The following is a 22,408-nucleotide window of genomic DNA, read 5'->3' on the forward strand; positions in this document are numbered from 1 at the left end:
GTCTTTTTAATTAAGATTAAAGATATATATAATTTGCAACTTGATAAATATCAGCAGAAGAGAGATTAAGGAATTATGGGTGAGGTTGTGCGAGAGCAAATGGAATTCGATATTTTAATCGTTGGTGGAGGACCTGCCGGTCTTTCAGCGGCAATACGATTAAAGCAATTACTTCCATCTCTTGAGATCTGTTTGATTGAAAAGGCTTCTGAAATTGGTGCCCATATTGTTTCAGGAGTGGTGATCGAACCGACAGCGCTTAATGAGTTGATCCCAGATTGGCAGCAAAAAAACGCCCCTTTAGACACGTCGGTTCAGTATGAGGCATTTTTTTATCTGCCGAATGAAGACAAGTCTATAAATATCCCCATTATTAAATCTATTATGCCTCAAATGGACAATGAGGGAAATTATGTGGGAAGTTTGGGTGATTTTTGTCGGTGGCTGGCTGCAGAAGCTGAAGCAATGGACATTCAAATTTTTCCAGGATTTGCTGGTAGTGATCTCATAATTGAAAATAATCGAGTTATGGGTGTAGTGACTGGTGATATGGGACTTGAAAAAGATGGCAGCCAGGGAGGCAATTATGTTCCAGGTATGGAGCTAAGGGCAAAATATACGTTATTTGCAGAAGGCTGTCGTGGTTCCTTATCCAAAAAGCTCATGGGCTTTTTCAATTTACGTCAAGGTGTTGACCCACAAACATACGGAATTGGAATTAAGGAATTATGGGAAATTCCACAGGAAAAATTTTCGGCTGGATATATACAGCATAGCTTTGGTTGGCCCTTGGACAATCGCACTTATGGTGGTTCATGGCTTTATCATTTTGGCAGTAATCTGGTTTCATGTGGTTTTGTTTTGGGATTGGATTACGAAAATACCTGGCTTTCTCCATTTGATGAAATGCAGCGTGTAAAAAAACATCCCATTATCCGCAAATATTTAGAGGGAGGCAGAAGAATAGGATACTCTGCCCGTGCATTATCTGAAGGTGGATACCAATCCATTCCAAAACTGACCTTTCCTGGTGGTCTATTAATCGGAGACGCAGCAGGCTTTTTGAATGTTCCAAAAATTAAGGGAACGCATACTGCAATGAAATCAGGAATGATTGCCGCTGAGTCGATTGTTGAGGCATTAAATACACAACAAGCAGAACCTATGATTTATCAATTTCGTATCCGTAAATCCTGGGTTTATGATGAATTGTATCAAGTGAGGAATATTCGTCCCGCATTTGCAAAATTTGGTGCAAAGTTTGCAACATTGTATACGGGATTTGATTCCTTGGTTCGGGGGAAAGTGCCTTGGACCTTTCGCCATCGTTTGGCTGATAACGATAAATTAAAAGCGGCTTCTTTATGTGTTAAACCTGATTATCCAAAGCCCGATGACAAATTGACATTCAGTCGTGAATCTTCCGTATTTTTGGCGAATATTGATCATCGTGATGATCAGCCTGTTCATCTGAAATTAAAAAATCCTTCAATTTGGAAAACGGTTAATTGGGATATTTTCAAGGCTCCTGAAACAAGATATTGTCCGGCTGGTGTTTACGAGGTTGTTGATGCTGATCATGAGAATCAAGAACCCAAATTACAGATTAATGCGCAAAATTGTATTCATTGTAAGACTTGTGATATCAAGGATCCAACACAGAATATCGATTGGGAAACACCTGAAGGCGGCAGTGGTCCCAATTATTCAGGGGGAATGTAGAAATCATTTAATTATGTGTAATTATAGAGAAAGGTCATTATGAAAGTAATTGTTCCGGTTAAAAGGGTTGTTGATTCCAATATAAAACCGCTGATAAAATCAGATGGATCCGATGTTGAGATTAATGGTGTAAAAATGTCCATGAATCCTTTTGATGAAACAGCTGTTGAGGAGGCTGTTCGTTTAAAGGAGAAAAAAATTGTCTCGGAAATTGTGGTTGTTTCCATAGGAGAAGCGAAATGCCAAGATACATTGCGAACAGCTATGGCAATGGGGGCGGATCGGGGAATTCTGGTGACAACGGATAAGGCTGTGGAGTCTCTGACCGTTGCAAAAATTTTGCAACACTTTGTGGACAGGGAAAAACCCGACCTTGTGTTAATGGGTAAACAGGCCTCAGATGATGATATGAATGCGACAGGGCAGATATTAGCTGCCAAACTTGGATGGGGACAGGGTACTTTTGTCAGTAAACTGGAGTTATCTAATGGACACGCAAAAATTGCCAGGGAAGTCGATGATGGACAGGAAATTCTCGAGCTAACATTGCCAGCAGTCATTACAACCGATTTACGGTTGAATGAACCTCGTTATGCATCATTACCCAATATTATGAAAGCACGTAAAAAGCCTTTGGAAACGGTCGCTTTAAGTGAATTGGGAATTGAGGCAAAAAAACATTTGGAAGTTATTTCCGTAAAAGAATCCTCTTCGTCTCGTGAAAGCGTCATTGTTGATTCTGTTGACGCATTACTTGATAAACTTAAAAATGAAGCAAAGGTAATTTAAGAATGACCGTTTTAGTTTTGGCAAGCTATGAAAAAGGTGATCAAATTCGTTCCATTACCCGATCAGCGATTACAGCCGCATCCAAACTAGGGGAAGTTCATGTTCTATTAGCTGGGAAAAACCTAGAAGCAGTAACGAAAAAGGCTGTGGCGCTGGCTGGTGTTTCAAAGGTGCTGGTTGCCGATCATGAGGTGTATGCCCATATGTTGGCAGAGCCAACCGCAGATCTGATTGCATCTCTGGCCGATTCTTATGATACGGTTATTGTTCCTGCAAATGCTGAAGGAAAAGATATTTTGCCTCGCGTTGCTGGGTTGTTGGATATGCAGCCTGTATCTGATGTTATCGAAATTATTGATGCCTCCACCTTTGTGAGACCTATTTATGCTGGGAGCATTTTGGCAACGGTTAAGTCTCATGATTCCAAAAAGCTTTTATCTGTTCGTGGAACGGCTTTTGCTCCTGTTGCTGAAGATGGGGGGAGTGCCGAGATTGAGACTCTGGGTAATTTTCCCGGTTCGGAAAAATCATTATCCAAATTCTGTGAACTGCAAATTTCCCAATCGGACAGACCAGAATTGGAATCTGCCCGTGTTGTTATTTCAGGCGGACGGGGTATGCAAAGCGGTGAAAACTTTGTGTTAATTGAAAAGGTGGCGGATCAATTAAATGCCGCCATTGGGGCATCTCGTGCTGCAGTTGATGCCGGATTTATCAATAATGATTGTCAGGTTGGCCAAACAGGGAAAATTGTTGCTCCGGAATTATATATCGCAGTAGCCATTTCTGGTGCCATTCAGCATCTTGCGGGTATGAAAGACAGTAAGATCGTGGTTGCAATTAACAAAGATCCTGATGCTCCAATTTTCAAGGCTTCGGATTATGGTATTGTTGGCGACTTATTTGAAATTCTCCCTCAATTAGAGGAAAAACTTAAAGCATTAAGATAAAAGATATTCAATTGAGGCATGATTTTTTAACAATGTTTCAATTGAATGAATAAGGTTAAGTGGAAATATTAATATTAATAAGGTTAGGATTAGGGCGATGAAATGGGAATTACAGCAACCAAGAGATAAGTATTATGTTCCAGTTATAACCATTAAATGGTTGTTGATTCTTCATCTGGCCCTAATTGTATTGCTTAGTATTATGATTATTGGTGCCTGGGAATTATAGGAATTGGTGAGCAGTTTAATTTTAAGTTGGGGAATGGCATTCTAAATAATGAAAAATGGTGACATAATCAAGGGCAATTTTTTTTTCAGTATTTTATTAAGTATTTTTGCTTTGTTATTTTATGCTTGTCATGATGATGTAAAAGCCAAAGTTGTTCATATTGTTGCTGCTGAAAATATGTACGGGGACATAGCCCAACAAATAGGGGGTGATAACGTCAAGGTTGACGTGATTTTAAATAATCCTGATCAAGATCCGCATCTATTTGAATTGACCCCGCATATCAGCAGAATGACAAGTCAAGCTGATTTAATCATCATGAATGGTTTAGGGTATGATGACTGGATCAATCGGCTAATTTCCCGTGTTGAAATAAAAAACGGAAAGGTTATCTCCATTCAGGATTTGTTAAATCGTTCTGATGGTAGTAATCCACATTTATGGTATGATCTCCAATCAGTCAAGAAATTGGCTGGGTATTTGGAGCAAAAATTATCCGTTCAGGATCCTGAACACAAGAATTCTTTTTTGCATAATCGTGATCATTTTTTGCATGAAATCGACAGTATAGATCAGCGTATTCATAAAATTCGTGTTCAGCATCCTGATTTAAGCGTGGCTGCTACGGAACCTGTTTTTGGGTTGATGGCCAAACATATGGGCTTTAGGGTATTGGAAGAATCCTATCAATGGGTAATTATGAACGGTGGAGAACCGACCCCCCAGCAAACAGCCCAATTTATCCAGGATTTTAAAACCCATAAAATAAAAATCTTGTTTTATAATAATCAGGTCAGTAACGGCGCGACAGAGCGTTTGAAAAAAATGGCGTCAATATATAAAATTCCTGTAATTGGTGTTGAAGAGATTATGCCTGTTTCTCTTTCTTATCAAACATGGATTAACCAGACATTAGATAAAATTGAGGCGGTAACACAGAGCATTCCCTGATGACAATCCTCGCTTGCAATAAGCTGCGTATTCAGTTTGGTAACCGGCTTGTTTTGTCAGATTTAACCTTTAGCATTGATGAGCCCCAGTTTATAGGGGTTTTCGGTCCTAATGGGGCGGGCAAAACAAGTTTTATGAAAACAATTTTAGGTATTTTACCTGTTCAGCAAGGAACCTTAAAAATTTTTGGAAAACATCCAAGACAGGTAAGGAAGGAAATAGCCTATATCCCTCAGTATCAAAATATGGATAGCTTTCATTTGACGGGAAGATCATTCATTGCAAGTTCTGTCCATGGGAATCGTTTGGGTTTACCGTTTCTAGCAAGAAAAGACCATCAGGAAATAGATCGGGTTCTGGATGATGTGGAGGCAAGGGATCTGGCTGATCTATCCTTGATGGAAATGTCGGGAGGCCAAAAACAGAGAATTTTATTGGCACAAGCCCTTTTGGGGGAGCCAAGATTTATTATACTGGACGAACCTTTTAATAACTTGGATCCCAAATGGGTAAAAGTTATTTTAGCCCTGATAAAAAATATACAGCAGGAAAGAAAAATTTCTGTCTTATTGTCAACGCATGATTTAAATCCGTTAATTCATGTTATGAATCAGGTATTATGTATTGGTAATCAATCAGCAATTCTGGGCAAGGTTCAGGATGTCATTACAGCAAAGACTTTAACGAAGCTTTATGGTTTTCCAATACAGGTGATAAAGGCAAATAATACGTGTTTTGTAACAACATCCTTTAATTAAGAAATTCGAAAGTATATTCTTGGATGCTTACCCTTGAATTTATGTATCATGCTTTTGCCGCTGCAGGGATTGTGGCTTTATTGACAGGGTTTATTGGTTATTTTCTTTTATTGAGAAGAGAGGCCTTTGCAGGACATGCATTATCGCATATAGGGTTCGCTGGGGCGACAGGAGCGGGACTGTTGGGAATATCCCCTTTTGCCGGACTGCTTGTTTTCAGTTTATTTGCTGGTGGATTGATCGGTTTTATAGGCCCACAGTTGAGGGATCGTGATATCGCTATTGGCCTGGTTCTGTCAGCATCAATGGGTTTAGGTCTGTTATTTCTTCATTTTTATACCCATTACGCGACACAAGTTACGAGCTTGTTGTTCGGCAATATTTTTGCGGTTGATACAGTCATTTTATATGATCTTGTCGGTCTCGCATTATTTTGCCTGGCTGTTATGCTGTTTTTTATGCGACCTTTGTTATTTGCCACCTTGCAACCAGATTTGGCCGAGACACGAGGAATCTCTTTACGATGGGTTTCGATAGTCTTTCTAATGCTGGTTGCCTGCATAACTGTTGCTTGTGTTCAAGTGACCGGTATTCTTTTGACCTTTTCTTTGATGATTGGACCTGCTGCTGTTGCCAGGCAATGGGGTAAGACAATATGGCGGGCACTTATGGTTTCGGTTTTCCTGGCTGTATTTGAGGCCTGGAGTGGTATAGTGGCTTCTTGGTATACAGACTTGCCAGTATCTTTTTGGATCAGCTTTTTTAGTTTTGTCATTTATTCAATAAGTTTGCTTTTTTTCAAAAGAAAAATATCATTTCGAAAGTATTTATAAATATCATATTGTATAAAGAGTAAGGATTGCTTAACATAACCCTTTATGGGGTATTTGAAAATTTTTATTTAAAAAGTTGATTTCTTCAGAATGCATGATTTCACGTCAAGTAAGAAATTGGTAATTTTTGTAACGGGATTATCAGGAGCTGGTAAAGCGTCCATTCTTCGGGTTTTTGAGGATCTTGGATATGAACTGGTTGATAATGCGCCTTTACAGCTTATTGCGGATGTTGTTGGGCGTGTTCAGGGACCTATTGCAATAGGCATTGATTCCAGAACCAACGGGTTTGAGGTGAATGCATTTCTAGAGGTTTTAAATAGTTTAAAGCAGAATTCATCCCTTAAGGTTGAACTAATTTATGCCACGGCAGAGTTGGACGTTTTGTTGCGACGTTATACAGCAACCCGTCGTCGTCATCCAATGGCTGCCAATGGTACGGTTAAGGACGGGATTAATGCTGAAATAGCCTTGATGAATCCATTACGAAATGTTGCTGATCTGGTTATTGATACATCGGATCTTCCCCCTACGGAATTAAGGTTGCTTGTGGAAACAAGGTATAACTTTAATCATCTGGATACTAAAAACCGCTTTACCCTAACCTTGATGTCTTTTGCCTTTCCTGTTGGAATTCCGAGAGAGGCGGACATGGTATTCGATGCACGGTTTTTGCATAATCCTTATTATATATCAGAATTATCAGCACTGACGGGACTGGATACGTCGATCCAGGATTATGTTAAAAGTGATCCTGATTATGAGAAATTTGTTGATCAGATTTATCAGATGCTAAGTTTGATTTTTCCCCGTTTTGCGATAGAAGGAAAAAAATACGTCACAATTGCGGTAGGATGTTCTGGTGGACGTCATCGTTCAGTTACCGTTATAGAGGACCTTGCGCATCGTATTGTTAATTCTAAAGATAAAGAAATGCGTTTCCCTGCATTGGTTATCCATCGTGAACTGGCGCGGCAGGGAATTCAGACATGGCGATGGGTTGCCCATCCTCAATAAAAATTATAATAAGTGTAAATTGTTAGAATATTAGGTTTGGAATATTAATATGGATCAACAGATTATTCCTGTTCGTCGGGCTTTGATTTCTGTTTCTGATAAAACAGGTTTAATTGATTTGGCCAAGTTATTGGCTGAAAACAGCGTGGAAATCTTGTCAACAGGTGGGACAGCCAAAGCACTTCGGGATGCCGGAATAAAAGTGGTGGAGGTTTCGGATTTTACAGGATTTCCGGAAATTCTGGATGGTCGAGTTAAAACACTGATGCCTCAAATTCATGGTGGGTTATTGGGACGACGTGATCTGGCCAGTCATCAGGAACAAATGAAACAGCATAATATTTTGCCGATTGATTTGTTGTGTGTCAATTTATACCCTTTTGAGGAAACAGTCGCGTCAGGCGCCGGTAAAGAAGATATTATAGAAAATATTGATATCGGTGGTCCAGCTTTAATCAGGGCTGCATCTAAAAACCATAGTCATGTCGCGGTGTTGACGGATGTTCATCAATATGCCGTTTTTAAAGAGGAAATGAAGCAGAATGGTGGAACAACAATACAGCAGCGGCGAAAATTGGCCCAGGCGGCTTATGCCCGGACCGCTGCATATGATGCTGCGATTGCCAGTTGGTTTGCAGGTCAGGCAAAAGATATATTTCCAGAACGCCTAAATTTAAGTGGCCAACGGAAACAGATTTTGCGATACGGGGAAAACCCTCATCAACAGGCTGCTTTTTATACGAATGATGAACAACGTCCGGGTGTTGCAACAGCCCAACAATTACAGGGTAAAGAGCTTTCCTATAATAATCTTAACGATACAGATGCAGCTTTTGAAGCGGTGGCTGAATTTGATAAACCCTCTGTTGTTATTGTCAAACATGCAAACCCTTGTGGTGCAGCAAGCGCATCTTCTTTATCAGAGGCTTGGGATTTGGCTTTACGGTGTGATCCTGTTTCTGCTTTTGGAGGAATTATTGCGGTCAATCGTCCATTAGATAAAGAAACCGCACAAAAAATTATAACTATATTTAGTGAAGTGATTATTGCTCCAAAGGTCAATTCAGATGCATTGGAGATCCTTTCAAAGAAAAAGAATGTAAGGATTTTAGAAACAGGGGCAATGCCTGATCCATTGGCACAAGGTATGACGGTTCGCACTTTGGCGGGTGGGTATCTTTTACAAAATCGTGATAATGGACGACCTTCCGATTTTAAGGTTGTAACTAAACGCGAACCTACTGAAAAGGAAATGGAAGATCTGATTTTTGCCTTTACGATTGGCAAGCATGTTAAATCAAATGCAATTATTTATGTTAAAGATAAAGCGACTGTAGGGATAGGTGCGGGTCAAATGAGTCGTGTCGATTCAGCCAGGATTGCCGCCCACAAAAGTGCGGAAGCAGCTCAAGCCGCCGGTTTAGAAAAACCCATGACCCGGGGAAGTGTTGTTGCTTCAGATGCTTTTTTTCCATTTGCAGACGGTTTGCAGGCTGCCGTAGCGGCAGGAGCTACTGCGGTTATTCAGCCAGGTGGTTCAATGCGTGACAATGGGGTGATTGCGGCCGCAGATGAGGCTGGAATTGCAATGGTTTTTACGGGAATGCGCCATTTCCGTCATTAAAAGGTCAAGGGAAAATGAAACGGATAGGTTTGTTCTGTATTTCTTCTTTATTTCTGTTTGTGCAGTTTGTTTATGCGAAAGAATATCGCTTGAAAAGTCAATTTGATCCAGCTTCGGTTCAATGGTCTAAAACAACAGGAAATGCAGCGGTCGCAGGTATGGGTATCTATCGATTATCCGATGGTACGATGAAAAGTTGTGCAGGACAAACCGTCTATTATTATCCCTATTCTGATTATGTAATGGAACAGTTGCAGTTTAGAATGCGAGGTATTACCAATATCAAGAATTTAAATCCACAGTCTGTTCAATACCGTTTTTCCGTAACTTGTGATCAAGAAGGTGATTTTCACATTGCCTATTTGCCGGCAGGAAAATGGATTTTTGTAATGAATATTCCTGTGGTTAAAAATGATGAAGACTATTCTTCTTACAATCAAGAATCAGATTTAAGTGGTGTCGCTGGGGAAGGAAATGGCATTATTTATCGGATTGTAACCCTTACCCCTCAAAAAGTCACGCAGGTTCCCTTGATTCAGGGGGATGTTAACAGCCATTAACATGAATGGTTTTGTTAATTTTTATTGAATTAATAATCGTGAATTTCGTCAAGATCGGTAAAGCGTGTAAATTCTCCTTCAAAAAAGAGGTCAATTTTACAGGTTGGGCCGTGACGTTGCTTTTCAAGAATGAGTTCTGCTTTATTATGAACCTTATTCATATCTGCTTGCCATTTTTCCAAGGCAATTTGATATTTATCCTCATTTTCAAATGTGGTCGGTTTCGGCATGCGTTGCTGTAAGTAGTATTCATCACGATAGACAAACATGACGCTATCGGCATCCTGTTCAATTGAGCCAGATTCTCGTAAGTCTGAAAGTTGCGGACGTTTATCTTCTCGGCTTTCGACTTGTCTTGAAAGTTGTGAAAGTGCAATAACGGGAATGTTAAATTCTTTTGCCAGAGCTTTTAATCCTTGGGTAATTTGTGAAATTTCCAAGACCCGACTTTCAGGTTTACTGCCAACGGATGGACGCATCAGTTGTAAATAGTCGACGACAACCAATCGCAACCCTTTTGTTCGAGATAATCTCCGGCAGCGTGTTCGCATGACGGATAGACTGATTGCAGGTGTATCATCAATATAGAGAGGAAGCTGTGATAATTCTCGGCTGACTTGAACAAAGCGATCAAATTCCTTTTGTCCAATTTCTCCACGACGGATGCGTTCACTTGAAACGCGTGATTCCTCGGAAAGCAAACGGGTGGCCAATTGTTCAGAAGACATTTCCAAAGAAAAAATGGCAACAGTTCCTATTTTATGATAATTTGTATCCGATTGAATTTGTGATTCTTGTAAAAGATTCCGTGCCGCATTAAAAGCGATTTTAGTTGCCAGGGCAGTTTTTCCCATGGCAGGCCGACCAGCCAGAATAATTAAGTCAGAAGGATGCAATCCCCCAGTTCTTTTGTCCAAGTCACGTAATCCTGTGGTGAGTCCGGCGATTCCGCTACTGTTTGTAAAAGCCTTTTCAGCAATTGTAATGGCTTCTGTTAATGCATTTTCAAAGGTGACGAAACCACCCTCTTGCCCTTTATGCGTGGCAAGCTGGAAAAGCTTTTCTTCGCCCAAAGAAATCTGATCAGTGCCATTTATTTCAGTATTTGATTGAAAAGCTTCGTTGACAATATCCTCGCCAATATCAATTAACTGTCTTCTTATCCAGGCATCATGAATAATTTTACCATAATCCTTGGCATTAATAATTCCCACCATGGATTGTAACAATTGTCCTAGATAAGCTACTCCGCCAACCTGATCCAATTTTCCCGAATGTTCAAACTCAGCTTTCAAAGTAACGGCATCCGCTATTTGACCAGCTTCAATACGCTTTACAATAGCATCGTAGATTTCTTTATTGATGGGATCTGAAAAATGTTCACCAATCAAAAAATCGGCGATTTTATCATAAGCTTTATTGTTGGTCAGTAAAGCACCAAGCAATGACTGTTCTGCTTGAATATTGGTTGGAGGCAGTCTTTGTGACATTTCCAACAAAGATGATTTACTAGAACTGGATTCTTTATTACTCACGTTTTTATTGTATCACTTTTTGTTGATTAATGGGGTTGTTAATTGTGGGGAAATCTGTGGATAATGTGGATAAATTGATTGTTTTATGAAGTTGTATATAGGCACTCATGATATGATAAAATGAACTGGTGGGTATTTTATCGTTTCTATAATGATAGTGATCATCTAATTGATCTTGCCATGTGCCTGACGGGCAGTGGGTAAAATAACGATATAATAAGTTATGAAGAATTTGGACAAGATGGTGGCAACTCGTTTCATCTTGATTATGAATTGTCGCCCGTAAAGCTTCTGTCTGAACCCATAATCGGGCAGATTTATGGGTTAGTGTCCCGTCTCTTCTTACTTTATCCGCAACGAGTCCGGTTTTTTGATCAATGGCATGTAAACGGTTAAAAAGAAATAGACGGTCAATTTCGTTTTTATAACTGATTCCAGTCAAGCGTTGATATTCGTAAAGTAGCCAAATCCATTCATATTGATGTCCCGGCTCGATGCTTTCCCGAGCCATGCAAGGAGCATTAAACCACCCTTCAGTATAATATTCACCTAAAACACCAGCTTGATGATCAAAAAAATGATTTTTAAATAGAGAAATAAGTTTGTGGGCTAAAAGAAGATCTCGTTCATTTTGGGTAACTTCGAACAAGGCCAGCGTTGCTTCCAGGAGATGCATATGCGGGTTTTGTTGACGATATCCGGCAGTCAAGGGGAGAATATTTTTAAAACCACCATCAGGATAAGCCATAAATTGCAGGATCCATTGTATGGTCTGGCGGGCCTGTTGAATGGGTCTGGGATTATTACTCAATTTTCCATACCAGGCCAGAGAGAAAATGATAAAGGCTAGATCATATAAATCAGAAGCTTTATCTAGAATTTTTCCTTTTCGTGTTAGGGATTTTGCCCAATGTCCCTCACCTTGAAGGGCATTTTGCATAAAAACATATATTCTTTCAGCAATTATGTTGCCCTTTGTCCATCCCAAAAGTCCTGCTTGACTAAAGGTATAAAGTTGACGTGCCTGAACACGCATTCGTTTGTATCCAGGAAAATCAGGTTGTCCATCAAGCTTTAGTTGTTCATGAACTCCGTAGAGAAAAGGGTTTTCTGCGGTTCCATCACATCCTATTGTTCCCCAATATGGTAAGGCCTTATCAAATAACCAGGAAGTAAAGAGGATATAGTATCGGGTTATATTTTGGGAGATAGGCATAATACTTGACTTTTTAGACTCAAATTACATTGATTTATAAATGTTTTATTTTATCAATAATATTGGTGGTTGAAAAACCTTTCTGCAATTCTGTCAAAATAACTTTGCCGTTATATTGTTCAACGATATCCTGTCCAACAACTTCTTTTCCAATATAATCTGCCCCTTTGATTAGAATATCAGGTTTTATATGTTGAATAAGATTAAGGGGGGTATCGTCGTCAAAGGCAACAACGGCATCGACATACCGTATGGCAGAAATGAGTCTGGCGCGTTCTTTTAACGGATTAATAGGTCTTTTGGGTCCTTTTAAACGTTGAATACTTGTATCTGAATTCAGTGCAACGATAAGCCGGTCACATTGTGTGCGTGCTGATTGCAAAAGCGATATATGACCTGTGTGGAGGATGTCAAAACATCCATTGGTAAAACCAATAGTAAGCCTCTGTTTTTTCCATTTATTGACTTGAAGGGTCAAATCATTCAGTGAAATTAGTTCAGGTGTAACAAGAGGAAAAGCCTCTTCTGAGGATTGTGCTTTCAGTTCATTTTGAACTTCTGCAATGGTGGCGGTGGAGGTTCCCGCTTTTCCGATTACGACACCAGCAGCTGCATTTGCAATATGCATTGATTCCCTTATGCATAATCCCGAGGCGACCCCCAATGCCAAGGTTGCAATAACTGTGTCGCCCGCGCCAGAAACATCAAATACCTCCCTAGCTCGGGAGGGTATATGTTGGGTGTTTCTGTTTTTTTCAATTAATGTCATTCCCTTTTCTGATCGCGTGATCAGAATGGCTTGTCCCTGGGTGATATCTAAGAGTTCCTGTCCTGCCTTTTCAAAATCGGTATCAGTTTTCAGGGACATCTGCACAGCCTGGCTTGCTTCAGCAATATTGGGTGTGATACAGGTTGCATGTCTATAAAGGGAAAAATCCCTAGATTTAGGATCAACAAATACAGGCAGGCTATAATGCTTGGCCCTTTGTGTGATAAACTGAATGATCTCAGGGTGACAGACCCCCTTTCCGTAATCAGATATGATAACAGCCTGAACAGATGGAATATTTTTTTCAATATTTTCAATCAATAGGGTGATTTCTTCGGAATGAAGGGGAATAAGACTTTCTTCATCTGCACGAATGATTTGTTGATTTGCAGCGATAAAGCGCGATTTACAGATAGTTGGGCGATAGGGAGAGGAAATAATGGAATCTTCGGGAATATATTTCGAACGCATTATTTTTTTTATTTTCAATGCATATTCATCATTTCCGACTAATCCAACCAGAACAGCCTTACCATTTAGGGATAAAATATTATTGGCAACATTTCCAACACCGCCCAGCATTTCTTTTTGGCTGTTTAAATGAAGAACAGGTACTGGTGCCTCGGGTGAAATACGCTGGACATTTCCGTAAATAAAGCGGTCCAGCATAATATCGCCTATGCACAGGATGGTTAAGGCTGAAAAATCCATTTTAGTATTATCGCTCATGTTGAAAATTTTGAATGAAAGGGTCTAAAAATAATTGTCTGTCTGTTTTTAATCGTTCGCTGGCTAAAATAGATTCAATTTCTTCAATAGCCTTGTTTAATTGATGATTAATAATAACATAATCGAATTCATTCCAATGGGATATTTCATCCATTGCCTTGTTCATTCTATTGTTAATTTCGTCAATATGGTCTGACCCTCTCAGTTGAAGGCGATTTTTTAGTTCATTAAGTGAGGGGGGCAAGATAAAGATACCTACAACATCATGGGGTAAAGCCTTACGAATCTGTTGATGTCCTTGCCAATCTATGTCAAAGATAAGGTCTTTGCCTTCCGACAATAGTTTTTCAACCGGAGCCCTGGGTGTGCCATAACCTCGACCAAAGACGGTTGCCCATTCCAGTAACTCATCATTTTCTGCTTGTTTTTCAAATTCTTCTTGACTGATAAAATGATAATGAACACCGTGTTCCTCACCGGGTCGAGGGTCACGGGTTGTTACTGAGATCGAAGGAAACAAATTGGGTTGAGTCGCCCGGAGAGCATTGGCAATTGTTGATTTTCCAGCACCAGAAGGAGCGGAAAGAACAAAACAGATTCCTCTTTTTCTTGGAGTTGATATTGATTTGGCTTTAGATTCAGACATACCTTGATATTCCTTGATAAGCAGTAATTATTCAAGCTTATAACAGAAAAGTAAACAATATATGTATATGAAATTACGATCAGTTCTAATCACGGGGGCATCATCAGGTATTGGGTATGCCTTGGCTATTCGGCTTGCCAAATCGAGGGTCACATTGCATTTATCAGGCCGGCGTTCGGATGCTTTGGCAGGATTGGCTGAAAAATGTTGTCAACTGGGTGCCAATGTTCATACGAAAATTATTGATGTCTGCAATCATCAGGAAATGGATGAATGGATTAAATCTGTTGGACAGCTTGATCTTGTATTGGCTTGTGCAGGAATTTCTTTCGTTCCCCATGTTGAGACCCATGCGCATGTTATTCCAGAACCAATTGCACAGTGCTATAAAATCATGCAGACCAATATGAATGGTGTCCTCAATACAGTTCTTCCCGCAATTGAGGTGATGCAAAGACAGGAATGCAATTCAGAACATATACGAGGAAGAATAGCTGCTATTGCCTCAATTGCAAGCTTTTTCACTTCGGCCTGGGCTCCATCTTATTGTGCGTCAAAAGCGGCTGTGGATCGGTTTATGGTGGCGAGTGGTATGGGTTGGTGGAAAAAATGCAGAATTCAGTTAACGAGTGTTTGTTGTGGTTTTGTTGAAACACCGATGACACAAAAAAACAAATTTTATATGCCAGGGAAAATATCGGCGGATAAGGCGGCACAATTGATATTGGAAGGGATAGAAGGGCGAAAAAGGCGTGTTATTTTTCCAGTTTGGCTTGCCATTATCGCAAGAATCCTTGATTTGTTTCCTGTTTCTTTTTTGGAAAAAATCTATTTGCCTTATCTTCAGGAACAGGATCGTCATAAATAAAAGATTTATGAATCAATGATCTGTGTGTAAAAGTTTCTATTATTTCTTTAAAATTAAGACCGTGATTTATTATGATAATTTCTGCCAAAGATCCATCAATACATAAACCCCGTTTTTGTGAAGGGTCTATTATGCGGCATGTGATCGTTATGGCCGGAACCGGAACAATTGGGTTAATGGCTGTTTTTCTGGTTGATTTTCTGAATCTTTTTTATATTTCCAGATTGGGGGATACACGTTACACGGCAGCTATTGGTTTTGCCAATGTAATTAACTTTTTGCAGGTGGCGATCTGTATTGGTATGTCTATTGGAATCACGGTCGTGACTGCACGGCTGATTGGGGCCAAAAAACATGATTTGGCAGGTCAGATTATAAATTCGTTTTTATTATTGATGACGGTAATTATGATTGTAATTGGTATTGCGATCATGGTTTTCCGATATCCAATTTTATCTTTGTTAGGGGCACAGGATTTAGTGCTTGAACAAGCCGGTCAGTTTATAGCTATTACTTCCCCTTTTTTATGTTTTATAGGGTTGGGAATGGCATTGTCTGGATTGTTAAGGGCGGTGGGTGATGCAAAAGGATCCATGTATATCACAATTGCAGGAGCCCTGGTTACGGCGGTTTTGGATCCTTTGTTCATTTTATATTTTGGTTGGGGATTGGAAGGAGCGGCAGTAAGTACCGTTTTTTCACGAGCGGCTGTTGCCGTTTTTGGTTTTTATAGTTTGAGGAAGTATCAATTAATTCATAAGCCAGTTTGGAAAAAGATCTTTTCTGATTCTTATCCTGTTTTTGTAATTGCATTTCCTGCGATTTTAACCAATCTAGCGACACCAGCAGGAAACACTTTTGTTATCAAAACAATGGCATCTTTTGGAAGCGATGCAATTGCGGGACAAACCGCGATTGATCGTATCGTTCCTGTAGCATTTGCGTTTGTATTTGCTTTGACAGGTTCGGTGGGGCCGATTATTTCGCAAAACTTCGGTGCCGGGTTTAGGGATCGGATGTGTGAAACTTTGATGGTCTCGCTAAAATTGGTATGTTTATGTGTTTTATGTGCATGGATCCTTTTTTTTGTTGGAGAGGAATGGATCGTCAAAATGTTTGCGTTAAAGGCGGCAGGTATTGAACTGATGCGGTTATTTTGTCACTGGGTTATTTTAAGCAATTTATTTTTGGGGATGTTATTTGTTTCCAATACGGCTTTTAACAATTTGGGATATCCCTTATTGTCGACCCTGTTTAATTGGGGTAGAGCCACGTTGGGGACAATTCCCTTTGTCTGGTTTGGTGCAACCTATGGCCCGAAAGGAATATTGGTTGGTCAGGCAATTGGGGTTATGCCTTTTGGATTTTTTGCGGTTTTATGCGCTTTTTATGTCTTGCGTAATATTAAAATAAACATGGTTTCGTATCAATGAAATCTCATTTCATATTTGATTGGTTTTAAAATTACGATCCCATTTTTGAATAAGGGGATATAAAACAACCAGCAAAATCAAGACAATAATGGCAGCGATAAAAAGATTTAAAAATAAATTTTGATATAATTGAAGTGTAAGATGGTCAGTTGCTGTATTGATATTTTTTGAGGCTGCAAGATTTGCGATTTTACTGCCTATGTAAAGGGAGATACCTGAAGCCATGAAATAAGATCCGGTCATAAACCCATTCATGGATGCCGGGACATAGCGGGCAATGACCGCCAAACCGAGACCACTGGTTAAAAGTTCTCCCAGAGAAAGGAAAAAATAACCATATATCATAACCCAGGAGGATAATTGTGGAGTTGTGCTTCTAAAACAGGCAAACCACCAAATACCAAAGGCGAAGGCGACAAAACTGAAACCGGTAATGAATTTTGTGGCAATGGAAATATCATATGATTGCCTGTTTATATAGTCATATAGTTTTGCCAGAATGGGGCTGAGAATGATAATCGCAATGGGATTGAGCGCCTGAAACTGTCCCGAAGACCAATTGAAAAGATGATATGATCCGATATAAAAAGCGGGATTTATATTCCGTTGCGCGAACAAGGTCAAAGATGTTGACATTTGTTGATAGAAAATAAAGTAAAGCATTCCTTCCAGAGTTAGGATATACATTATTTTTAGACCATAACGATTTGATGAATCAATCCTGTAATACATGATGATCCATAAAAGAAAGATCAGTATAGCCGCAGCCCACATACATGCAGCAATCAAGGTTGCCGATTGAATCAGAAAGGTCATTCCGGAAATAAAGGTGACAATCCCTAGAAAAATCAGACCTTGAACCGGCCAGGATAATGGATCCTGATCTTTCTTGGGCAAATAGGGATTTAATCTTTTATGTGTGGCAAAATAATTGAGAATGCCAAGGACAAGTCCTATAAAACAGGTGATGAAGGCAGCGGACCATCCATAATGGTCTTTAAGAATTGGACAGAGAAGCATGGAAACGGTCGAGCCAACATTGACTGCCATATAATAAAGGGTAAAGGCAATGTCCAGTTGATCATCGTTTTGATCATAAATGCGTCGAACCAGCGTTGCCGCATTGGGTTTAAAAAGACCGTTTCCTGTACTGATGACAGCCATGGTAAGATATAGAATGGCTGTATCATGGGTTGCCTCTGCCAATAAAAGATAGCCCATTGCAAGAATTATGCTGCCATAAAGCATCGCTCTTCTGTTTCCAATGATTTTATCGCCAATCCATCCCCCAAGTACTGGTGCGGCATAAGTCATCGCTGAAAATGCACCGATTAGAAGATTGGCGTTCTGATCATTGAAATGCATTCTGTTAATGAGGAACAGCACTAAAATGCTTTGCATACCGTAATAGCCAAAGCGCTCCCATAATTCGATGAAAAGGACAACGGAGAAAGCTCTATTTTTCTCCCTGAAAGGATGGATGGTTACAGAAGAGGTATGCACATGTGTCTCGGTCTAAAAAAGGATATCATTATAAAAAAATTGATTGTTTCTCATTTTGAAGTAAACAGTATATAATTACAGAAAACCACAAATATGTGTATATTCGTATTAAATTTATTAGATTTATTTAGGTTTGTGATCGTTTATGAAAAACAATCAATGGAAATTAGCCGGCTGTTTTTTGGTAAGTTCTGTCTTTGTTAATGCCAATCTGTCAGAAAGCCAGGCCAGGCCAGAAAATGGAAATATACATCATATACGGAAGGTTGATCCGGTTCAGAAAAATAATCGGGTTGCAAAAACTGTTCTGGATTTTTCAGTATTGCCTGTTGTTAAGGGAAATGTTGCACAATATCTTCCTACCCCTTATGGCAATTTGGGTGGATTGTTATTAACGGATGGAACGCAAATCATGTTTTCCACAATGTTTGGGGAAATTGTGAAATCCTTTGTTCATCCGGGTCAGGACGTGGTGATTCGTGGGTTGAAAGCCTATTCATTACCTTTTGTCCAGGCTTTTGAGATTATCAATCAACGTGGAGAACAGATTGAGGAGGATAGTCCCGAGGCAAACTTTTCACCTGTACCTATTACTGGACCAGATTTGTCTGTAAATGGTACAGTCAAGCAAGTTTTATATAATTTGCAAGGTGAAAAAATGGGTGTTGTTTTAAAGGATGGAACAGTTATTTATATTCGCTCTTCCGATGTTAAAAAACTTGATTTTATTTTGAGTGTAGGTCAGAAAATTTATGTTAGCGGGATGGGAAATGTCAATTCTCTGGGTAAAGCGTTACAGGCAAGGATAATCGGTAAGACGGGAAATACCATGGTGGAATTGTCGCAATTTAATGTTCCACCAGCTGGTGCCCCTGCAGGAAGTCCATCGTATGATTATATTCCGCAGTAATTTTCTTTGAAACTGGTTTTTGGAGAAGTGTTTGTATCAGTTATTGATTTCGGTTTGGAGGTTTGAAGCTATAACAATGAATCAGGAAAAGAATCAGTTTGATGCCTTTGATCAGAAATTGAATGGTTTTGAAGATCGATTAAATCCACGCTCTTCAAAAAAACGAGAAAAAAAAACAGAATATGGCGCTAATCCTTGGTTTTTTGCCTGTCGTGCTGGTGTAGAAGTAGTATCTGCCTTTATTGTCGGTCTTGTAATAGGATATGGATTGGATTATTGGTTATCAACAAAACCAGTTTTTATTCTTATATTTTCAGTTTTAGGAATGATTGCGGGCATTTTTAATATCTGGCATCTTGTTAAACCTAATGATATAAGGTTAAAATAAATGCTATTTTTGGTAAGATTCGGTTTATATTGGGAGAAAATTAGTGGCCGGTCATAATATAGACGCGCTCGGTCAATTTGAGTTGCATCCAGTTTTTGGAACCTTGGGTGAAACAATCCGTTTCAGCCAGTCAGAATTAATGATGGTGATTGCAGCAGTAATTGTCCCGGTCGCTATTTATTTTGGCATGCGTCGTAAGGCAGTGGTTCCCGGTCGTTATCAGGCGGCAACAGAGATACTATATGAATTTGTATATAGTATGGCTGTGGGAACCATGGGTGAAAAGGGCAAAGGATTTTTCCCATTTATATTCGCATTGTTTTTCTTCATCCTGACGGGGAACTATCTTGGGCTTTTGCCTTTTTCTTTCGCTTTTACCAGTCATATCGTTGTAACGGTCAGCTTAGCCTTGATGGTGTTTGTCTTGGCAATCATTGTTTCCCTCAAAAATCAGGGACTGAAATTTTTTGCCCATTTCATGCCTGCTGGAGCGCCAATTTTAATGGCCCCGTTATTGGTGCCCATTGAAATCCTGTCCTATTTGTCGAGACCTGTCAGCCTGTCTATTCGTTTGTTTGCGAATATGGTTGCTGGTCACGTCATGTTGGAAATGTTTGCTGCTTTCACGATTATGTTGGCTGCTGGATTGGGATTGGCTGTTGGCGGTTTTTTAGGTATATTTCCTATTTTGCTCAATATAGCCTTATTTGCCCTTGAACTATTGGTTGGTGCATTGCAAGCTTATGTATTTACAATCCTTACCTGTATGTATTTACAAGAAGCCGTTCATCATTAACTTTGGGTTTCGTTTACTTTATTTTTAATAACAAGGAAAAAACAAATGGATCATTCGCTTCTTTTGGCTGCAAAACAGATTGGTGCCGGCCTCGCTGTTATCGCTCTTTCCGGTGTTGGTATTGGTATTGGTAATATTTTTGCAACTCTGGTAAGCAGTATTGCTCGCAATCCAGCTTCCCGTTCCCATGTATTTGGTTTGGGAATGTTGGGCTTTGCTCTCACAGAAGCTGTTGCCCTTTACGCACTCCTGATCGCCTTTCTTATTCTGTTCATGTAAAGGGTTCTTTTATATGAGACGCTTTTCAGTCTTTTTTACCCGTCTGGCGGCGTCTCTCGTGGCGGGGGGATGTGCAAGCCTGTTGCTGGCACCTGTTTTTGCTACGAATGCCAGAGCTGCTGGCATGCCCCAGATGGACTTTAAAAACCCATTGGTAATGGGTCAATTTTTTTGGGTATTGATTATTTTCTTTTGTTTATTTCTGGTGGTGAAATATTTTTCAATTCCTCAGGTTGAAAATGTCATTTCCCATCGTCGTTCAAAAATTGATCAAGACTTGAATTCCGCACGTCAGGCTAAGGCACAGGCTGATAAAGCTGTCGCTGCATTAAATAAAACACGTCATGATGCCGCCTTGGAAGCGCAAAGACATGTTGATGCTATTTTACAGGAAACCAAAGCGGATTCTGCGAAAAAAATGCAGGAATTGCAAGGTAAGCTTGATCAGGAAATGAAGATTACTGAAAAACGCATCATTGAAGCTCGAAATAAAGCCCTGACCCAGGTTGATCAAATGTCAAAAGAGGTTGCGTATCTTTTGGTGAAGAAAATGCTGAATGAAGAGATAGATAGCGGCGTTATTGATCAAAAGATCAGACAGTTTGTCCCTTCGTCTTCACATTAAACAAGCAGAGAGAGTATGATGCTTTTTTTACAAGAACCACGTTTTTGGGCTGCTATTGCATTTATTTTATTCTTTGTCCTGTTTGGTAAAAAGATTTGGCGTCCCTTGGCTGCAATGATGGATAAACGGTCTGCACAGATACAGGCGGCACTGGAAGAGGCCAGCCGTTTGCGTCGGGAAGCTGAAGAAATATATACGAATGCCAGAAAAGAGCATGAGGCTGCCAAAGAAGAGGCAGAGAGAATGCTGCAAAATTCCAAGGAAATTGCAGCCCGTATTGCTGCCAAAGCAAAAAAGGATGCAGAATTTGCGGCTGAACGTCATGAACAGCTTATTCGTCAAAGAATGGCTGCTTCTGAACAAGAAGCCATTTCAGTTGTTCGTAAAGAGGCTGCTGAAATTGCTGTAAAAGCTGCAAGAGAAGTAATTGCATCTGTTATGACTGAGGAAAAAGATAAGTCCTTAATTGATCATGCAATTGCTGAAGTTCCCAAGATGTTGGCCAAAGACCAATATAATGCCTAATTTTATTCGTCTCGTTCATGCACATGAATTATAAACTTTCAATTGTAGTTGCTGTTTTAAACGAGGCGGATAATATTTTACCTGTCTGTCAGGAAATTGCTTCTGTTTTGCCAAAGTTGCCTGATAGTGAAGTTATTTTTGTTAATGATGGAAGTACTGATCATACGCTGGATCAGTTAATCGAAATAAAAAAAACGATTCTTCCCGGGCTTGTTATTTTATCTCATCCCAAATGTTGCGGTAAATCAGCTGCATTATTGACTGCAATCAAAGTTGCAAAGGGGGAATGGATTGCAACTCTGGATGGGGATGGTCAGGATGATCCCATTGATATTGTTGCAATGTGGGATGTAATGCAGCGACATCAAGGAAAACCCCCGTTAGTTGTAGGGGTAAGATTAAAGAGACATGATAATTTTTCCCGTCGGTTTGCAACGCGGTTTGCAAATGGGTTAAGACGCCGTTTGTTGAATGATGGCTGTCCAGATACGGGTGCGCCAATGAAATTGTTTATGAAAAACGATTTTCTTTCCTTACCGCAGTTTGAAGGGTTACATCGTTTTTTACCGGCTTTATTTGCCCATTATGGCGTTCCTCTATTATGTTATCCTGTCCATCACAGGCAAAGACTGAATGGATTTTCTAAATATACCAATTTAAATCGTGCCCTTGTGGGAATAAGGGATTTACTGGGGGTAATGTGGTTGTTAAATCGTATTCATTTGCCTGGTAATATTAGAAAGTCTTAAGACC

At 39.8% G+C, this 22,408-nt stretch carries 24 protein-coding genes; 19 read left to right on the forward strand and 5 right to left on the reverse strand.

The features are described 5' to 3' along the window. Positions 1–75: 75 nt before the first annotated feature. The 10 genes from H3R33_RS06585 (at position 76) to H3R33_RS06625 (ending at position 9,433) form a co-directional block, all read left to right on the forward strand. Entirely contained in the window at positions 76–1,722 is a 1,647-nt protein-coding gene (locus H3R33_RS06585) for an electron transfer flavoprotein-ubiquinone oxidoreductase (protein WP_198185085.1), read from the forward strand. 39 nt (positions 1,723–1,761) lie between these two features. Beyond that, positions 1,762–2,511 (forward strand): electron transfer flavoprotein subunit beta/FixA family protein, encoded by a 750-nt coding sequence (locus H3R33_RS06590; RefSeq protein ID WP_198185084.1) that lies wholly within the window; start codon positions 1,762–1,764, stop codon positions 2,509–2,511. 2 nt (positions 2,512–2,513) lie between these two features. Beyond that, the gene (locus H3R33_RS06595; RefSeq protein ID WP_198185083.1) at positions 2,514–3,461 is read left to right on the forward strand and encodes an electron transfer flavoprotein subunit alpha/FixB family protein; all 948 of its coding nucleotides are present in this window, start codon (positions 2,514–2,516) and stop codon (positions 3,459–3,461) included. A 97-nt stretch (positions 3,462–3,558) separates the two neighbouring features. Continuing rightward, positions 3,559–3,690, forward strand: a complete 132-nt coding sequence (locus H3R33_RS09145; protein WP_255412377.1) for a hypothetical protein — start codon at positions 3,559–3,561, stop codon at positions 3,688–3,690. A 48-nt stretch (positions 3,691–3,738) separates the two neighbouring features. Next, on the forward strand, positions 3,739–4,641 hold the full coding sequence (locus tag H3R33_RS06600; RefSeq protein WP_122124186.1) for a metal ABC transporter solute-binding protein, Zn/Mn family: 903 nt from the start codon (positions 3,739–3,741) through the stop codon (positions 4,639–4,641). Further along, a complete protein-coding gene (locus H3R33_RS06605) occupies positions 4,641–5,399 on the forward strand; it encodes a metal ABC transporter ATP-binding protein (RefSeq protein ID WP_110439190.1) in 759 nt (252 codons plus the stop codon). Before H3R33_RS06600 ends, H3R33_RS06605 begins: the two co-directional genes overlap by 1 nt. Positions 5,400–5,422: 23 nt before the next feature. Next, positions 5,423–6,232, forward strand: coding sequence for a metal ABC transporter permease (locus H3R33_RS06610; RefSeq protein ID WP_232342162.1), 810 nt, complete (start codon positions 5,423–5,425; stop codon positions 6,230–6,232). 90 nt (positions 6,233–6,322) lie between these two features. Further along, entirely contained in the window at positions 6,323–7,249 is a 927-nt protein-coding gene (rapZ, locus tag H3R33_RS06615; protein ID WP_198185082.1) for an RNase adapter RapZ, read from the forward strand. Between the two features lie 49 nt (positions 7,250–7,298). Then, complete coding sequence (purH, locus tag H3R33_RS06620) at positions 7,299–8,873, forward strand: bifunctional phosphoribosylaminoimidazolecarboxamide formyltransferase/IMP cyclohydrolase (RefSeq protein ID WP_198185081.1); 1,575 nt, start codon at positions 7,299–7,301, stop codon at positions 8,871–8,873. Between the two features lie 14 nt (positions 8,874–8,887). Continuing rightward, a complete protein-coding gene (locus tag H3R33_RS06625; protein ID WP_155566098.1) occupies positions 8,888–9,433 on the forward strand; it encodes a hypothetical protein in 546 nt (181 codons plus the stop codon). Between the two features lie 29 nt (positions 9,434–9,462). Here the strand turns inward: H3R33_RS06625 and H3R33_RS06630 are convergent, their stop codons facing one another. Genes H3R33_RS06630 through gmk form a run of 4 tightly spaced genes read right to left on the reverse strand, consistent with a single transcriptional unit; the run spans position 9,463 to position 14,328 of the window. Beyond that, the gene (locus H3R33_RS06630) at positions 9,463–10,968 is read right to left on the reverse strand and encodes a replicative DNA helicase (protein ID WP_347401051.1); all 1,506 of its coding nucleotides are present in this window, start codon (positions 10,966–10,968) and stop codon (positions 9,463–9,465) included. Positions 10,969–10,972: 4 nt separating this feature from the next. Then, positions 10,973–12,184, reverse strand: a complete 1,212-nt coding sequence (locus H3R33_RS06635; RefSeq protein ID WP_198185080.1) for an AGE family epimerase/isomerase — start codon at positions 12,182–12,184, stop codon at positions 10,973–10,975. A 34-nt stretch (positions 12,185–12,218) separates the two neighbouring features. Beyond that, the gene (gene rfaE1, locus H3R33_RS06640; RefSeq protein WP_198185177.1) at positions 12,219–13,664 is read right to left on the reverse strand and encodes a D-glycero-beta-D-manno-heptose-7-phosphate kinase; all 1,446 of its coding nucleotides are present in this window, start codon (positions 13,662–13,664) and stop codon (positions 12,219–12,221) included. 7 nt (positions 13,665–13,671) lie between these two features. After that, positions 13,672–14,328 carry a guanylate kinase gene (gene gmk, locus H3R33_RS06645; RefSeq protein WP_110439182.1) on the reverse strand — a complete coding sequence of 219 codons (657 nt, stop codon included), beginning with the start codon at positions 14,326–14,328 and terminating at the stop codon, positions 13,672–13,674. A 67-nt stretch (positions 14,329–14,395) separates the two neighbouring features. Between gmk and H3R33_RS06650 the strand changes: the two genes are divergently transcribed. Both H3R33_RS06650 and H3R33_RS06655 read left to right on the forward strand, forming a co-directional pair. After that, positions 14,396–15,196 (forward strand): SDR family oxidoreductase, encoded by an 801-nt coding sequence (locus H3R33_RS06650; RefSeq protein ID WP_232342161.1) that lies wholly within the window; start codon positions 14,396–14,398, stop codon positions 15,194–15,196. 71 nt (positions 15,197–15,267) lie between these two features. After that, the gene (locus H3R33_RS06655; protein WP_231504029.1) at positions 15,268–16,629 is read left to right on the forward strand and encodes an MATE family efflux transporter; all 1,362 of its coding nucleotides are present in this window, start codon (positions 15,268–15,270) and stop codon (positions 16,627–16,629) included. Between the two features lie 9 nt (positions 16,630–16,638). On the opposite strand, the gene H3R33_RS06660 is transcribed toward H3R33_RS06655, so the two are convergent. After that, positions 16,639–18,132, reverse strand: coding sequence for an oligopeptide:H+ symporter (locus H3R33_RS06660; protein WP_198185078.1), 1,494 nt, complete (start codon positions 18,130–18,132; stop codon positions 16,639–16,641). 145 nt (positions 18,133–18,277) lie between these two features. Here H3R33_RS06660 and H3R33_RS06665 point away from each other — a divergent pair, with 145 nt between their 5' ends. The 7 genes from H3R33_RS06665 to H3R33_RS06695 all read left to right on the forward strand — a co-directional run bounded on the left by H3R33_RS06665 (position 18,278) and on the right by H3R33_RS06695 (position 22,404). Beyond that, on the forward strand, positions 18,278–19,042 hold the full coding sequence (locus H3R33_RS06665; protein WP_198185077.1) for a hypothetical protein: 765 nt from the start codon (positions 18,278–18,280) through the stop codon (positions 19,040–19,042). Between the two features lie 76 nt (positions 19,043–19,118). After that, positions 19,119–19,430, forward strand: coding sequence for an AtpZ/AtpI family protein (locus H3R33_RS06670; protein ID WP_198185076.1), 312 nt, complete (start codon positions 19,119–19,121; stop codon positions 19,428–19,430). Positions 19,431–19,458: 28 nt separating this feature from the next. Next, on the forward strand, positions 19,459–20,226 hold the full coding sequence (locus tag H3R33_RS06675; RefSeq protein WP_110439177.1) for a F0F1 ATP synthase subunit A: 768 nt from the start codon (positions 19,459–19,461) through the stop codon (positions 20,224–20,226). A gap of 45 nt (positions 20,227–20,271) precedes the next feature. Continuing rightward, the gene (locus tag H3R33_RS06680) at positions 20,272–20,505 is read left to right on the forward strand and encodes an ATP synthase subunit C family protein (RefSeq protein WP_110439176.1); all 234 of its coding nucleotides are present in this window, start codon (positions 20,272–20,274) and stop codon (positions 20,503–20,505) included. A gap of 13 nt (positions 20,506–20,518) precedes the next feature. Continuing rightward, positions 20,519–21,130, forward strand: coding sequence for a hypothetical protein (locus H3R33_RS06685; RefSeq protein ID WP_122124174.1), 612 nt, complete (start codon positions 20,519–20,521; stop codon positions 21,128–21,130). A 15-nt stretch (positions 21,131–21,145) separates the two neighbouring features. Beyond that, positions 21,146–21,655, forward strand: a complete 510-nt coding sequence (gene atpF, locus H3R33_RS06690; protein WP_230873476.1) for a F0F1 ATP synthase subunit B — start codon at positions 21,146–21,148, stop codon at positions 21,653–21,655. Between the two features lie 23 nt (positions 21,656–21,678). Then, the gene (locus H3R33_RS06695; RefSeq protein ID WP_122124173.1) at positions 21,679–22,404 is read left to right on the forward strand and encodes a glycosyltransferase family 2 protein; all 726 of its coding nucleotides are present in this window, start codon (positions 21,679–21,681) and stop codon (positions 22,402–22,404) included. The last annotated feature ends 4 nt before the right edge of the window (positions 22,405–22,408 follow it).

It is taken from the genome of Commensalibacter sp. B14384M2, from assembly GCF_016101865.1.
Taxonomy (GTDB): domain Bacteria; phylum Pseudomonadota; class Alphaproteobacteria; order Acetobacterales; family Acetobacteraceae; genus Commensalibacter; species Commensalibacter melissae.